Annotated in this window: 13 protein-coding genes and 1 rRNA gene; 9 read left to right on the plus strand and 5 right to left on the minus strand. The window is 66.9% G+C overall.

Annotated elements, in window-relative coordinates; genetic code table 11:
* Positions 1 to 76 precede the first annotated feature (76 nt).
* Positions 77 to 193: ribosomal RNA gene (gene rrf, locus DBO33_RS19485) — 5S ribosomal RNA — on the plus strand.
* 144 nt (positions 194 to 337) lie between these two features.
* On the opposite strand, the gene DBO33_RS19490 is transcribed toward rrf, so the two are convergent.
* From DBO33_RS19490 to DBO33_RS19500, 3 genes are all read right to left on the minus strand, one after another.
* A complete protein-coding gene (locus DBO33_RS19490; protein ID WP_234390923.1) occupies positions 338 to 1,600 on the minus strand; it encodes an IS30 family transposase in 1,263 nt (420 codons plus the stop codon).
* A 118-nt stretch (positions 1,601 to 1,718) separates the two neighbouring features.
* A complete protein-coding gene (locus DBO33_RS19495; protein ID WP_107656322.1) occupies positions 1,719 to 3,041 on the minus strand; it encodes a DUF2786 domain-containing protein in 1,323 nt (440 codons plus the stop codon).
* A gap of 212 nt (positions 3,042 to 3,253) precedes the next feature.
* On the minus strand, positions 3,254 to 4,132 hold the full coding sequence (locus DBO33_RS19500) for a helix-turn-helix domain-containing protein (RefSeq protein ID WP_107656323.1): 879 nt from the start codon (positions 4,130 to 4,132) through the stop codon (positions 3,254 to 3,256).
* A gap of 130 nt (positions 4,133 to 4,262) precedes the next feature.
* Between DBO33_RS19500 and DBO33_RS19505 the strand changes: the two genes are divergently transcribed.
* Positions 4,263 to 5,054 (plus strand): SDR family oxidoreductase, encoded by a 792-nt coding sequence (locus DBO33_RS19505; RefSeq protein ID WP_107656324.1) that lies wholly within the window; start codon positions 4,263 to 4,265, stop codon positions 5,052 to 5,054.
* 1 nt (position 5,055) lies between these two features.
* Complete coding sequence (locus DBO33_RS19510) at positions 5,056 to 6,123, plus strand: NAD(P)H-dependent amine dehydrogenase family protein (protein ID WP_107656325.1); 1,068 nt, start codon at positions 5,056 to 5,058, stop codon at positions 6,121 to 6,123.
* 58 nt (positions 6,124 to 6,181) lie between these two features.
* Here DBO33_RS19510 and DBO33_RS19515 read toward each other — a convergent pair whose 3' ends face one another.
* Positions 6,182 to 7,420 carry an alpha-hydroxy acid oxidase gene (locus DBO33_RS19515; RefSeq protein WP_107656326.1) on the minus strand — a complete coding sequence of 413 codons (1,239 nt, stop codon included), beginning with the start codon at positions 7,418 to 7,420 and terminating at the stop codon, positions 6,182 to 6,184.
* A complete protein-coding gene (locus DBO33_RS19520; RefSeq protein ID WP_107656327.1) occupies positions 7,417 to 8,193 on the minus strand; it encodes an SDR family NAD(P)-dependent oxidoreductase in 777 nt (258 codons plus the stop codon). The genes DBO33_RS19515 and DBO33_RS19520 overlap by 4 nt, the downstream gene beginning before the upstream one ends.
* A gap of 210 nt (positions 8,194 to 8,403) precedes the next feature.
* Here DBO33_RS19520 and DBO33_RS19525 point away from each other — a divergent pair, with 210 nt between their 5' ends.
* The 6 genes from DBO33_RS19525 to DBO33_RS19550 are packed head-to-tail and all read left to right on the plus strand — an operon-like array spanning position 8,404 to position 14,601.
* On the plus strand, positions 8,404 to 9,741 hold the full coding sequence (locus tag DBO33_RS19525; protein WP_107656328.1) for an L-fuconate dehydratase: 1,338 nt from the start codon (positions 8,404 to 8,406) through the stop codon (positions 9,739 to 9,741).
* Entirely contained in the window at positions 9,738 to 10,835 is a 1,098-nt protein-coding gene (locus tag DBO33_RS19530; protein WP_107656329.1) for a sugar ABC transporter substrate-binding protein, read from the plus strand. Before DBO33_RS19525 ends, DBO33_RS19530 begins: the two co-directional genes overlap by 4 nt.
* Positions 10,832 to 12,328 carry a sugar ABC transporter ATP-binding protein gene (locus DBO33_RS19535; protein ID WP_107656330.1) on the plus strand — a complete coding sequence of 499 codons (1,497 nt, stop codon included), beginning with the start codon at positions 10,832 to 10,834 and terminating at the stop codon, positions 12,326 to 12,328. The genes DBO33_RS19530 and DBO33_RS19535 overlap by 4 nt, the downstream gene beginning before the upstream one ends.
* Positions 12,325 to 13,356 carry an ABC transporter permease gene (locus tag DBO33_RS19540; RefSeq protein WP_107656331.1) on the plus strand — a complete coding sequence of 344 codons (1,032 nt, stop codon included), beginning with the start codon at positions 12,325 to 12,327 and terminating at the stop codon, positions 13,354 to 13,356. Before DBO33_RS19535 ends, DBO33_RS19540 begins: the two co-directional genes overlap by 4 nt.
* Before the next feature lie 2 nt (positions 13,357 to 13,358).
* Positions 13,359 to 13,694, plus strand: coding sequence for an L-rhamnose mutarotase (locus DBO33_RS19545; protein WP_107656332.1), 336 nt, complete (start codon positions 13,359 to 13,361; stop codon positions 13,692 to 13,694).
* Positions 13,687 to 14,601, plus strand: a complete 915-nt coding sequence (locus tag DBO33_RS19550; RefSeq protein WP_107656333.1) for an aldo/keto reductase — start codon at positions 13,687 to 13,689, stop codon at positions 14,599 to 14,601. The genes DBO33_RS19545 and DBO33_RS19550 overlap by 8 nt, the downstream gene beginning before the upstream one ends.
* Positions 14,602 to 14,607 lie beyond the last annotated feature (6 nt).

Raw genomic sequence — 14,607 nt, forward strand, 5'->3', positions numbered from 1 at the left:
GGGTTTTCAGGGGCGAAGCCCCTGAAACAACTCTCCTGGTGAACCTGGGACACGGAGTGTGACAGTTTCATAGAGTTACGGCGGCCATAGCGGCAGGGAAACGCCCGGTCCCATTCCGAACCCGGAAGCTAAGCCTGCCAGCGCCGATGGTACTGCACTCGACAGGGTGTGGGAGAGTAGGACACCGCCGGAACATCATTCACGAAAGCCCCCAGCTAACGCTGGGGGCTTTCGTCGTTTCCAGACACCCCGCTACACCAACCAACCCCGCTACTGCGGAAATCCGCACCCTCTCTCGGGATCTGCACCGATTGCGGGGGTCTCGAGTCAGGCGGATTCAGGCGGTCATTGCAACACCGGGTGGGTTGGTGGGGTTCGAGAGTAGTTCATCGAGTGCTTCGGCGGGTTTTTTCCAGCCGAGGGTTTTGCGGGGTCGATTGTTGAGCTGGGCGGCGACGTAGTCGAGGTAGTCGGCGGGGAACACCGACAGGTCTGTTCCCTTCGGAAAGTATTGGCGTAGCAGGCCGTTGGTGTTCTCGTTGGTGCCGCGTTGCCAGGGTGAGTGTGGGTCGCAGAAGTAGATGTCGAGATCGGTGGCGGCGGCGATCTGGGCGTGGTTGGTCATTTCCCGGCCCTGGTCCCAGGTCAGGGTTTTCCGCAGGATCGCCGGCAGCCGGCTCATCTTGGCGATCATCGCTTCCTGCACCGCGAGCGCGGAATGATCGACGGGTAGATGGAGCAGGATCACGAACCGGGTCATGCGTTCGACCAGGGTGCCGATCGCTGAACCGTTGTGGGCGCCGGTGATCAGATCTCCTTCCCAATGCCCGGGCACGGCACGGTCTTCGACCTCGCCAGGGCGGTCGCTGATGTTGACCATGCCCGCGATGGGTGAGCCTCGTTGCCCGACCGAGCGCCGCGGCCTGCGTAGTGCGCGCCCGCTGCGTAGCTGTTGATGCAACTCCCGGCGCAAACCGCCGCGGCCCTGGACGAACAGTGACCGGTAGATTGTCTCGTGAGACACCCGCATCTCCGGATCGTCGGGAAACTCGGCTCGCAGCCGATGACTGATCTGCTCTGGACTGTACTTCTCGGTCAGCCAGTCACCGACCTGGGCGGCCAGCCTCGTATTGTCGGCCAGCTTAGATACTTTCCCGCGCCGGGATCGATACTCGGCACGCTGCTGAGCGGACACGGCCCGATAGTTCACCCGCTGCTCGGGGCCACAGCGGCGCGCCCCGATCCGATGCTTGTGCCGGTAGGCAACCCTGCGACCGTGCCGATGAGTCTTGGCGTTACGCGCGATCTCACGAGTGATCGTCGAGGGCGCACGCCCCAACCGGGCCGCGATCGAGCGCGCCGACTCCCCCCTGGCGATGCCGATCGCGATCTCCTCCCGCTCGGCAAGGGTCAACCTGGCCTTGTTCTTCGACGAATCGGGCTCACACAGGCACGGTTTCACCCCACCAGCCTCAGCGAACAACCGATTACCAGTGCTCGCCGACACCCCTACAACAACACCAGCAACCGCCGGTGCCACACCCGCACCCACAAAACCCCAGAACCTCCGCAACACCGCACGCGACACACGCAACGCCATAACACTCCCAGATCAGGGGTGTTGCATTCACTCCTTGAATCCGCCTCAGTGCGGATCCCGAGAAAGAGTGCGGCTGTGGGGATTACGTTGGACTGGACGGCGGTGAAGAAAGCTCGGGCTACTTGCGAAGGGGGCGGCGGGCTCCGAGTTCGGCGGTCTCGGCTGCTGCGCGTCCGTCATCCCAGCCGTTCGCATTGGGAATGGAGACACCGCGATTCCGTACTTCCGGAAACAGCGAATCGAATGCCTTGTCCACCTGCAACTGACGGGAAGCGAGCACCGGCAGCAACCGCGCAGAGTCGACTGATTTTGCGATAGTGCTGTCGTTTGCTGCCACCAGCCGTTCACCGATCCGCGTGGCATAGGCGATGAGGAACGACTTCCGATACGAACGACTCCGCGAGTCGGCACTACGTTCAGCCTGATTACCGCTGGCGATCATTGCCCTGGTCGCCTGGACGAGCAATGAGGTCGTCAACAGCTCCACGACATCCAGATCGTTCTCGTCCCCGACGACCGTCATGAACCCCCAGGCCGAGGAGAAAATCGCCCGGCAACGGTTGGCTTTGGTGACCACATCGACCAACAACGCCTTGGCATCTACATACGGCGTATCCAGCCAAATCCTGCGCGCACCGGGCAGTTCCGGCACTGAAGTGTCCGCGTCGACCAGCACGCGATCCACCGCGTACTTGGTCATCAACTCCTGCGCCTTCGCCGACAGCGTCTCGGCCTCCTCCGGAAACGACGTCGACTCGGCTTTCGCCAGCAACCCCCGCACCCGGCTCAATATCTTCTCGTCCACATGGTGATGACCCGCGGCACTCGGTCGCGCAGTCCCGGGCAGCGGCCGGATGAGCTCCAACTTCGGCAGCCGAATCAACAACGCCAGCGCCTCGACCACGGTGGTGACCGCTTCCTCGGCGGTCAGCAAATGCTTCACCGCCCATTGACCGAGGTGCGGCGCCGACTCCGACCACCACACCACAGCATCGAGCTCCTCGAGCTGCGCACGCCACGTCTCGTCTACCGACGCGGGCGTGAACGGGCGCATATACGCGGCGATCACATCGCTCAGCAGCGCCACCGCATACTCGTCGAGATGCCGCCGCGCAGCTTGGTGCACATCCTCGGGCAGCCAACCGTACTGAAAGATCCGCGAAATGATGTGCTGCTCCGCAAGGTGCGCACCCTGCTCCACCTGCGGGGTCAGCGGACCGCGACCGACCAGCGCTGTCGCGCAACGCCCTGCGGCGACTGAAGCGCCTTGCGCGAACTCCATCGCGGCAGCCATCACCGCATTGGCGATCTGCTCCGAGTCCGCCGGCGAGCTGGCGGCGGACCGCTGTTGCGCAGACCAGAAGGCCGAAGTGCCGGATGGGCCGGTTGGGCCGCCTTCCGCACGGCGGCCTGTACGCCGCCGGCGATTCTCCTTGCCCATGCTGGCCGCTCCTCGTCGCAGTGTTCCGGTGCCGATGTCTTGCAACGATAGGTAATCCAGCGGGAACGATATCGCTCGGGTGCGACCGCTCCGGCCGCCTATAGTCCGTGCGCTCGGGAAGGTGAATCCTGAGTGCTGGGCGGGCGCCGAACGGATGGGCACAGATCGTGTCGAACGCTGATCGACAGCGCAGTCAGATAACGCCATAGAGCTCAGCGATGTGTCTTACCCGAAAGAGCTGCCGTCAACTGCCGCGCGGCATCGAGAGTGGCCGAAATATACTCGTCCCGTTCAGGTTTGGCTACCTCTGCGCGAAGCGGCCCGAGCTGCACCTCGTAGGCGGCGGTACCTGTGGCATCGAAAACCGGGGCCGCCAGATAGCTCAATGCCAGCGCGTCCTCGGAATCCAATTCACTCCTGGTGAACGGCCGCGACGTGAGTGCCGCGAGCTGGCGGAGTGCGCGCGTGCGCAGGTGTGGTTGCAGTAGTTCGGATCCCACGGCGCCGAGTAGATCGGCCAGCAGGTCGACCAGGCCCGCGTCGTCGGCGCGCGGTCGGAAGACGGCGACTCCGCGCTCTCGGACGACAGCGAGCAACGTGCTTGCGGTGCGCCGGTCCGCACCGGCGGCGGTCGCGGTCCATGCGTTCTGTTCGTTCGCCGAACGCCACGGCATCACGCTCGCTCCGGCCGGGAATTGCAGCGGAATGCGATGCCCGACCGGGATGCCGGGGACCACGCGGTCGGTGCCGTGCCGGACGTCGAGAACGGTCAGGCGATCGGGCTCGATGCGACTGAATGTCGCGCCCGATCCGGTCCGTTCGGCAAGTGCCGCAAGCACGGTGCCGACACCGGAGGGGAGTGCCGCGCCGTGCAGGCCGGCGAGGGCAGGGCCGATTGCGTAGCCGCGATGCGGATCTCGGCCGACCCAACCGGCGGCATCCAGCTCGGTGAGGATCGCGGTTGCGGTGGCGCGGGCGATGTCGAGGCGTTCGGCGATGCCGGCGACGCTGATCGGCTCGGTCGACGTCGCGAGCAGCGACACGATGTCGATGACGCGGCGCGTCGGCGGTGACGCTGAGCGGTCCGGCATGACGGAACCTCTTGTTCTGCTCGGGTGGGCGACCTACGATGTGTCGAATATTAGAGCATTAGTCGTCGAATATTCGACACCTGACCGGTGGGGATCGGTGGGAGTCGGTGACGGCGCGGATGGAGCGCGAATGATTCTGGATCGATTCCGCATAGACGGGCAGGTCGCCGTGGTGACCGGCGCGGGCCGCGGGCTGGGCGCCGCGATCGCGGTGGCCTTCGCGGAGGCGGGCGCGGATGTCGTCATCGCCTCGCGCACCAAGAGCCAGTTGGACGAGATAGCCGAAAAGGTGACCGCGGCGGGACGCCAGGCGCATGTGGTCCCGGCGGACCTGAGCGATATCGAGGCGATCGCGGCACTGGCCGGGATCGCGGTGGAGCGCTTCGGCAGGCTGGACATCGTGGTCAACAATGTCGGCGGCGCGATGCCGTGCCCGCTGCTCGACACCACCCCGCAGGCCCTGGTGGACGCGTTCAACTTCAACGTCACCAACGCGCACGCACTCGTCCGCGCCGCGGTGCCGCATATCCTGGAAACCGCCGGTGGCGGTTCGATTCTCAACATCACCTCGACCATGGGCCGGTTGCCGGGCCGTGCGTTCGCGGCGTACGGCACCGCCAAAGCCGCACTGGCGCACTACACCAAACTCGCCGCCCTGGATTTGAACCCGCGCATCCGGGTGAATGCCATTGCCCCCGGCTCGATCCTGACCTCCGCGCTGGAGATCGTCGCGAGCAACGACGCGATGCGTACCGAACTGGAAACCAAGACACCGCTGCACCGCCTGGGTGAGCCCGAGGACATCGCCGCAGCCGCGCTCTACCTGGTTTCCCCGGCGGGCAAGTACCTCACCGGCAAGGTGCTCGAACCCGATGGCGGCCTGATCGCCCCCAACCTCGACCTCCCGATCGGGGACCTGTGACATGACGTATCGCGTAGTGCAGTGGGGCACCGGCAATGTCGGCAAGCACGCCCTGGCAGGTGTCATCGCCAACCCCGATCTCGAGCTGGCCGGTGTCTGGGTATCAGGTCCAGCCAAGGACGGAATCGACGCGGGAACCCTTGCGGGACTAGGTCATCCGGTAGGCGTCACCGCGTCGATGGATACCGACGCGATCCTCGCGGCCCGCCCCGATTGTGTCGTCTACTGCTCGATGACCGACAACCGCCTGATGGAGGCCCTCACCGACCTACGGCGAATCCTCAGCGCCGGAATCAATGTCGTCGCGTGCGCCCCGGTATTCTTCCAATACCCGTACGGCGTCCTGCCCGACGATCTGCTGAAGCCGGTGCAAGAGGCTGCGGCACAGGGCAATGCGTCGCTGTGGGTGAACGGCATCGATCCCGGTTTCGCGAATGACCTACTGCCGCTGGCACTCGCGGGCACCTGCCTGCGCATCGATCAGCTGCGCTGCATCGAGATCGTGGACTACGCCAGCTACGACAATCGCGAAGTCATGTTCGACATCATGGGTTTCGGCAAACCACTGGACGACATCCCGATGTTGCTCCAGCCCGGCGTGCTGTCGCTGGCCTGGGGCGGCACCGTGCGCCAGCTCGCCGCGGGCATCGGCGTCACCCTCGACGCGGTCACCGAGACCTACCAGCGGATCCCGGCCGACCGCTCCTTCGACATCGCCACCGGCCACATCGCCGAGGGCACTGCGGCCGCCCTGCGTTTCGAGGTGCGCGGCATGGTCGGCGACGAGCCCGTCACGGTCCTGGAGCACGTCACCCGGCTGCACCCCGACCTCTGCCCGGACTGGCCGCAACCGGCCCATCATGAGGGCTCGTATCGGGTCGAGATCACCGGCGAACCCAGTTACGCAATGGATCTGGTCACTTCGAGCAGCAACGGCGACCACAACCACGCCACCCTGCTCGCCACCGCCATGCGCATCGTCAACGCGATCCCCGCCGTAGTCCGAGCGCCCGCGGGCATCCTGACCGCCTTGGATCTGCCGCTGATCACGAATCCCGCACAGCGTTAGGGCCTGTCGCAAAGTCCCATCCGCCGGGGCTGGAGCCGACCGGATTTTGCGACAGGCGCTAACGCTGTTCGCGCGGGCGGTACCGCTCGAGCAGGCGCACATGCCCCGGCTCGAGCTCCTCGACCGAACCGACGCCGAGCAGCTTCATGGTCCGCACGATCTGCGTACGAAGAATGTCGACCGTGCGGTCCACGCCCGCCTCGCCGCCGGCCATCAACCCGTACAGGTAGGCCCGTCCGACGAGGGTGAACCGCGCGCCGTGCGCGAGGGCGGCGACGATATCGGCGCCGTGCATGATGCCGGTGTCGAGGTGGACTTCCAGGTCATCGCCCACCTCGCGCACCACCGCGGGCAGCAGGTGCAGCGGGACCGGTGCGCGATCCAGTTGCCGCCCACCATGATTCGACAGGATGATGCCGTCGACGCCGAGCCCGGCGAGGCGCTTGGCGTCGTCGACGGTCTGCACGCCCTTCACCAGCAGCTTGCCTGGCCATTGCGCCCTGATCCAGGCGAGATCGTCGAAGCCGACGGTCGGGTCGAACATGGCATCGAGCAGTTCGGCCACCGTGCCCGACCAGCGGTCCAGCGATGCGAAGGCCAGCGGTTCGGTGGTCAGGAAGTCCCACCACCACCATGGCCTGCGCAATGCGTCCACCGCGCCGCTCAGGGTGATCGAGGGCGGCACCGTCATGCCGTTGCGGACATCCCGCAGCCTGGCCCCGGCGACCGGCACGTCGACCGTAACGACGAGGGTGTCGAAGCCGGCCCGTGCGGCGCGCTCTACCAGCGCCAGCGACCGGTCGCGATCGGTCCACATGTAGAGCTGAAACCAGTTGCGCGCGTTAGGCCCAGTGCCTGCGGCGACATCCTCGATAGCGGTGGTCCCCATGGTGGACAGCGTGAACGGGATGCCCGCGCGTTCGGCGGAGTGCGCCCCCGCCAGCTCGCCGGCCGTGTGCATCATCCTGGTGAACCCGGTGGGCGCGATACCGAAGGGCAGCGCAGCCGACTTACCGAGTACCTGAACCGTGGTATCAGCGCTGCTGACGTCGCGCAGGATCGCGGGCCGGAACTCGATGTCGGCGAACGCTTCCCGGGCACGGGCGAGGCTGATCTCCGCATCGGCCGCGCCGTCGGTGTAGTCGAACGCGACCTTGGGCGTGCGTTTGCGGGCCAGCTCGCGCAGCTCCCAGATCGTCTGTGCCCGAGCCAGTTTGCGTTCCCGGCCACCGAACGGGCGCTCGAACTTGACCAGTGGTGCGAGGTCTCGTGGTCGCGGCACCCTGCGCGCGGTCATCGGCGCGCCCCCGCGACTTGCGCCGCCGACCGCAGCCGTAGCGAATGCATGCCGCCGTCGACCTCCAGCATCGTCGCGGTGATGGACGCCGCCGCCGGCCCGGCCAGATACGCCACCGCACTCGCGACTTCCGCGGCGGTGACGAGCCGCCCGTGCGGCTGACGTGCTTGCAGCGCGGCCATTTCCGCGCCGGGATCCGCGCTGCTCGCCAAAAGCCGCTGCACCCAGGGCGTGTCGACGGTCCCCGGATTGACACAGTTCACTCGGATGCCGTCGCGCAGGTGGTCGGCGGCCATCGCGCGGGTCAGCGACAGTATCGCCCCTTTGCTCGCGCTGTAGACGGCGCGATCCGGCAGCCCGGTGGTGGCCGCGATCGAGCAGATGTTCACGATCGCGGCGGCCGGTGACCGGCGCAGGTGGGGGAGCGCGGCGCGGGAAACGCGTACCGTGCCCAGGACGTTGACCTCGAACACCCGCCGCCATTCGTCGTCGGTGTGGTCGGCGATGGTGCCCTGCGCGCCGATGCCCGCATTGTTGACGAGGATGTCGAGCCGGCCGTAGGTGTCGATGACGCCCGCGATGGCACTGCGGACCGATTCGTCATCGGCGACATCGCAGCGCAGGGCGGTCCCCGGGGTGTTGCCAGGGTGCAGATCGAGCACCGCCACCCGCGCGCCCGCCGCCGCCAAGGTCTCGGTGACGGCCATGCCGATGCCGGACGCACCACCGGTGACCACTGCTACCAGCCCGTCGAACGTGCTTTGTACCGACATACCGCCCACCTTCTCACCTCGGTTCCGGTGCGATAGCTCGACCCGGACAGATCCGATGTTTAACACTGGCGAACATAACACCGATCGCGGGTGTTCGCGCGAGATTGCCACTGCGCAACCAGGATTGACGGATTTTCCATCTCCCATTGCGCCGACAGACATCCGATGTATAGTCGTGACCCAGATCACTATCTGGAACGAGGATCACCCATGGCGCACCTCACGGCGCTGGACACGCTAGACGTCCGGTTCCCGACCTCGCGCGAGCTGGACGGCTCGGACGCGATGAACCCCGACCCCGATTATTCGGCGGCCTACGTGATCCTGCGCACCGACGATCCGGCGGGCCCGCAGGGCCACGGCTTCGCGTTCACCATCGGCCGCGGCAACGAGGTCCAGCGTGTCGCGATCGAATCGCTGGCCCACTTGGTGGTCGGGCGATCGGTGGCCGAAATCGCCGGGAACCTCGGAGGATTCGCCCGATCGCTCACCGCGGATTCCCAGCTGCGCTGGCTCGGCCCCGAAAAGGGCGTCATGCACATGGCGGTCGGTGCGGTGATCAATGCCGCCTGGGATCTCGCCGCGAAGCTCGCCGGAAAACCGGTGTGGCAGTTGGTCGCCGAGCTGTCCCCCGAGCAGATCGTCGACCTCATCGACTTCCGCTACCTCACCGATGCGCTCACCCCGGCCGAGGCGCTCGAGATCCTGCGCCGCGCCGAACCAGGCAGGCAGGAACGCATTGCTCGGTTGCTCGACACCGGGTACCCGGCATACACGACCTCGCCGGGCTGGCTCGGCTACTCCGACGAGAAGCTGTCCAGGCTGGCCAAGCAGGCGGTGGCCGACGGTTTCCGCACCATCAAGATCAAGGTCGGCCGCGATGTGGACGAGGACGTGCGCCGGGTCGAGGTCGCCAGGGCGGCGATCGGACCCGACATCGGACTGGCGGTCGACGCGAACCAGCGCTGGGACGTCGACGTCGCGGTGGACTGGATCTCCCGGCTGGCGCCGGCGAACCCGGCCTGGATCGAGGAGCCGACCAGCCCGGACGACATCCTCGGCCACGCCGCGATCCGCCGCCGCGTCGCGCCGGTGCGCATCTCGACCGGCGAGCACGGCCAGAATCGGATCCTGTTCAAGCAGCTGTTGCAGGCCGGCGCCGTCGATCTCGTGCAGATCGACGCGGCCAGGGTCGCCGGTGTCAACGAGAACCTGGCAATCCTGTTGCTGGCGGCCAAGTTCGGGGTACCGGTGGTGCCGCACGCGGGTGGCGTCGGACTCTGCGAGCTGGTCCAGCATCTCGCGATGATCGACTACGTGGCGATCACCGGCACCACCGAGGACCGCGCGATCGAGTTCGTGGACCATCTGCACGAGCATTTCCGCCATCCCGTGCGCGTGGTCGGCGGCCGCTATCGCGCGCCGCGCGAGCCCGGTTTCAGTGCCGAGATGCTGCCCGCGTCGCTGCGCGACTACACCTATCCGTCCGGCGCCGCGTGGCAGGCGGATTCGCAGGCCCGCTCGATCCAACCGCAGGAGAACTCATGAAAACCGCCAGCATCATCGGCGTAGCCCTCGGCGCGACGCTGATCATTTCCTCGGGCGCCGCCTGTTCCAGGGAGCCCACCGGTACCGGTGACAGCATGCCTGCCGTCACCGTCGGCACCGGCGCGGACAACGGCGTCCTCGTCGGTGCCGATCAACCCCGCTCGGACTCCGACTTCTGGAGCGCCTACGCCGGTTACCTAGGGCCGAAAGCCGCTGCCGCAGGGGTGAAGCTGGAGAACACCTCCTCCGACAACGACGCCAACCGGCTCAAGTCGAATGTCGACACCTTGCTGTCCAAGAACGTCAAGGCGCTCATCATGGCCCCGCAGGACACCGCCGCGGTCAAGCCCGCCCTCGCCGCGGCGGCCGCGAAGGACGTGCCGGTGGTCAGCGTCGACACCCGGCCCGACAGCGGCGGGGTGTACATGGTGGTGCGGGCGGACAATCGGGCCTACGGCACCAAGTCGTGTATCTATCTCGGCGAAACGTTGAAAGGCACCGGCAAAGTCGTCGAATTCCAGGGTGACCTGAGTTCGATCAACGGACGCGATCGGTCCGAAGCGTTCGCCGAGTGCATGAAAACGCGGTACCCCGGCATCAAGGTGATCGAGATCCCGACCGACTGGAAGGGCGATCGGGCCGTCTCGGGCCTGCAGGACAAACTACTGACCGATCCCGACATCAACGGCATCTACATGCAGGCGGGCGGCGTATTCCTGCAGTCGACGCTGGCGTTGCTGCGGCGCAGCGACAAACTGGTGAAAGCCGGTGCGCCGGGCCACATCACGATCGTCTCCAACGACGGCATCAAGGCCGAGCTGGACGCCATCGAAGCCGGCGAGATCGACGCCACCATTTCCCAGCCCGCCGACCTGTACGCGCAATACGCGGCCTTCTATGCCAAGGCCGCCGTCGACGGCCGCAAGTTCACCCCGGGGCCCACCGACCACGGGTCCACGATCATCGACACCGGCGTCGGCGGGACCCTCGAAGATCAGCTACCCGCCCCGGTGGTCACCCGAACCGGCGGCAAGGTAGGCGAACTCGACACGCTGAGCACCTCCGCGCCCGGCCTGTGGGGTCACGGCGGATGACCGGCGAACCGATCGCCGAGGCGATCGACGTGTCGAAACGCTTCGGCCGCAATGTGATTGCACTCGACAAGGTGGGGCTGCGGGTGGCGGCGGGCCGGACCCACGCGCTGGTCGGCCGCAACGGTGCCGGTAAATCGACCCTGGTATCGATCCTGACCGGGCTCACCGCGCCCGACGCGGGGGAGGTGCGGTTCAACGGTGTTCCGGCGCCCTCGCCCGCCGACCGGGACGCGTGGCGCTCCCGGGTGGCGTGCGTGTATCAGAAGTCGACGATCATTCCCGATCTGTCGGTGGCGGAAAACCTGTTCGTCAACAGTCAGGCGTTCGGCGGCCGGATCATCAACTGGCGCAGAGTACGTGGCCGGGCCCGTGAGCTGCTCGACACGTGGTCGGTGCCGGTCGATGTGGACACCGTCGCCCGCGATCTGTCCGTCGAGCATCGGCAGCTGGTGGAGATCGCGCGTTCCCTCTCGCACGGTGCGCGTTTCATCATTCTGGACGAACCGACCGCCCAGCTCGACGGCCCCGCGATCAAACGGTTGTTCAGCAGGATCACCGACCTCCAGGAGCAGGGCGTCACCTTCCTGTTCATCTCCCACCACCTCGACGAGACCTATGAAATCTGCCAGGACATCACCGTTTTCCGGGATGCCAGGCACGTGGTGACCGCGCCGGTCGCCGAGCTCGGCAAGAAGGCGCTCATCGCGGCGATGACCGGCGATTCGGTCGAACTCGCGACGCCGGTCGCACGGCGCGATCCCGAGGCCGCGGCGACACCGACGCTGCGGGTCGAAGGACTCTCGCGGGCAGGCGAATTCGCCGACGTGACGTTGTCGGTGAAGCCGGGGGAGATCACCGGCCTCGCGGGTGGTGGCAGCAGCGGCCGGATCGAGGTCGCCGAAACCATTGTCGGACTGCGCAAGGCGGTCACCGGGGCCATCCTTGTCTGCGGTAATCGGCTGCGCCGCAACGGGGTGCACGCCGCACTCGAAGCCGGCATCGGCTTCGTGCCGCGAGACCGGCACGAGGAGGGGCTGATCCCGGAGATGAGCGTCGCCGACAACGCCACGCTGACGGTGCCACGCAGGCTGGGCCGCCTCGGGCTGCTGTCCCGGCGTACCCGGAACACGGTGGCGGGCAAGGCCATCGATGACCTCGGCATCAAGACCGAGGGCCCGGACCAGAGCGTCGCCGAGCTGTCGGGTGGCAACCAGCAGAAGGTGGTCTTCGCTCGCGCGCTGGCCACCGACCCCGCCGTGCTGGTGCTGATCACGCCGACGGCGGGGGTCGACGTGCGGTCGAAGGAGACCCTGCGCGGTGTCGTGCGCGACGCCGCCGACCGCGGCACCGCCGTCCTGGTGGTGTCGGACGAACTCGATGATCTGCGCGACTGCGACCGGGTACTGGTGATGGTGCAGGGCCGGATCGCGCGGGAATTCGAGAAAGGCTGGGGCGACAAAGAACTCGTCGCCGCGATGGAAGGACTGTCATGACCCCGATCGCTACCGGGCGCGAACCCGCGACCAGCGAGTCCACCGCGACCCGGCGGTGGCCGGGGACGGTGCGCTGGGGTGCGCTCCGCGACTTCCTGCTGGTGCCGCCGATTCTGCTAGTGCTGGTGGTCGGCTACTTCATCAATACCAACTTCGTCTCCTCGGCCAACCTCACCAATGTGCTGACGGCGATGAGCGGTATCGCGCTCATCGTGCTGGCCGAGGTGCTGGTGCTGGTGGTCGGCCGGATGGATCTGTCGCTCGAATCGACCTTCGGGCTCGCCCCCGGCGTCGCCATCTGGGCGACCATGGGCACCGCGAAGGTGGGGGCCTACACCTGGACCTCGCCGTGGATGGCGATTCCGATCGCGTTGCTCGTCGGTCTCGCCGTCGGCGCGCTCAACGGCGTGCTGATCGTCCGGTTCGGCTTGAACGGGTTCATCGTGACGCTGGCGATGCTCATCGCTCTGCGCGGCCTGCTGACCTTCCTCACCGAAGGCTTCACGCTGACCAAGATTCCGCCGTCGGTCGAATGGCTCGGCAACACCGATGTACTGGGCGTGCCGGTGGACGTGGCGGTCTGTCTGGCCTTGTTCGCCCTCGGCTATTTCGTCCTCACCTATACGACGGCCGGGCGTGCCCTCTATGCCGTCGGCGGCAACGAGGCCGCCGCGCGGGCCGCCGGTATCCGCACCGACTATGTCGTCATCGCCGTGCTGGTCGTGGCGGGCGGGCTCGCCGCGGTCGGCGGGCTCATGTACTCGGGGCAGTTCGCCAGCGTGCAGGTCAGTCAGGGTGACGGGATGATCTTCCAGGTGTTCGCCGCCTGCGTGATCGGCGGGGTGGCGCTCAACGGCGGGCGCGGTTCGGTGCTCGGCGCGTTCTTCGGTGTGCTGATCCTGACGCTGATCCAGAAGCTGCTGTCCTACGGTGGGGTCAGCGCCGACTCGCTCAAGTTCATCAATGGCGCGCTGATTCTGGTGGCCCTGGTCATCACTCGCATCGCCAGCGGACGACGGCAGGAGTGAGCGTGCGAATCGCGTTGCACACCAAGCTGAAACCCGGTGCCGAGGCCGCATACGAGGCGGCCCACCGGGCGGTACCCGCCGAACTCGTCGCGGCTATCAAGGAGGCCGGGGCTACCTCCTGGACGATCTGGCGTAGCGGCACCGACCTGTTCCACGTGATCGACTGTGCCGCCTACGATCTGCTGCTCGGCCGGTTGGCCGGGTTACCCGTCAACGTGGCGTGGCAGTCTCGGATCAACGAGTATCTCGAAGGGACACACGACTATTCGGCGACGGGAGCCGACGCGGCGCTGCCGGTGGTGTGGGAGTTGAATCCGGCGGGTGACGCCGATGAATGACGTAGCCGACATCGTCCTCGGCGGCGCGGGCTACGCGGGTCTGTTCCGCGCGGTCGGCGAGGCGGAAGCCCAGGCGGGCATCGCGGCCGCGTGGGACGCGGGCATTCGCGCCTTCGACACCGCACCGCACTACGGCGCGGGCAGCAGCGAGGAGCGCCTCGGGCGGTTCCTGCGGTCGCGGTCGGAGTACACGGTATCGACCAAGGTGGGGCGGCTGCTCTACGAGGACCCACTCGCACCGGACGGTGTCGACGACTTCTATGGCGCACCGAAACGCGCACGCCGCCGCGACTATTCGGCCGCGGGCGTACGGCGTTCACTGGAGGACTCGCTGGAACGCCTCGGCCTGGACCGGATAGATCTGCTGCTGATCCACGACCCGGACGACCACCAGGAGCAAGCCCTTGCCGAGGCAGCCCCAGAACTGGAGCGGATGCGCGCCGCAGGGATCGTCTCCGCGATCGGCGTCGGCGTCAACGACGTGGACGTCGCACTGCGCTTCGTACGGGAAACGAGTATCGACCACGTACTGATCGCCGGTCGATACACATTGCTGGATCGGCGTGCCGAAGTCGAGCTACTCCCCGAGTGTGCCCGCCGGGACGTACGCGTGCTGGTCGCCGGTGTGCTGAACAGCGGAATTCTGGCTGACCCCTGGCACAGAACGACTTTCGACTATCGGCCCGCGCAGCAGCACATCGTCGAACGGGCACAGGCGATGGCGCGCATCTGCGCGAAATACGATGTCGCGCTGCGCGCGGCGGCATTGCAGTTCGCCCGGCGCAACCCGGCGGTCGCCGCCACCGTCGTCGGCGCGGGCACCGCCGCGGAGGTCGCGGACACCATCGCGATGCTGAATACGAGAGTGCCGGAAGACCTCTGGCACGAGTTGGACCGGTGCTCGTGATCGGCC

This window comes from Nocardia suismassiliense, assembly GCF_900269665.1.
Taxonomy (GTDB): Bacteria; Actinomycetota; Actinomycetes; order Mycobacteriales; family Mycobacteriaceae; genus Nocardia; species Nocardia suismassiliense.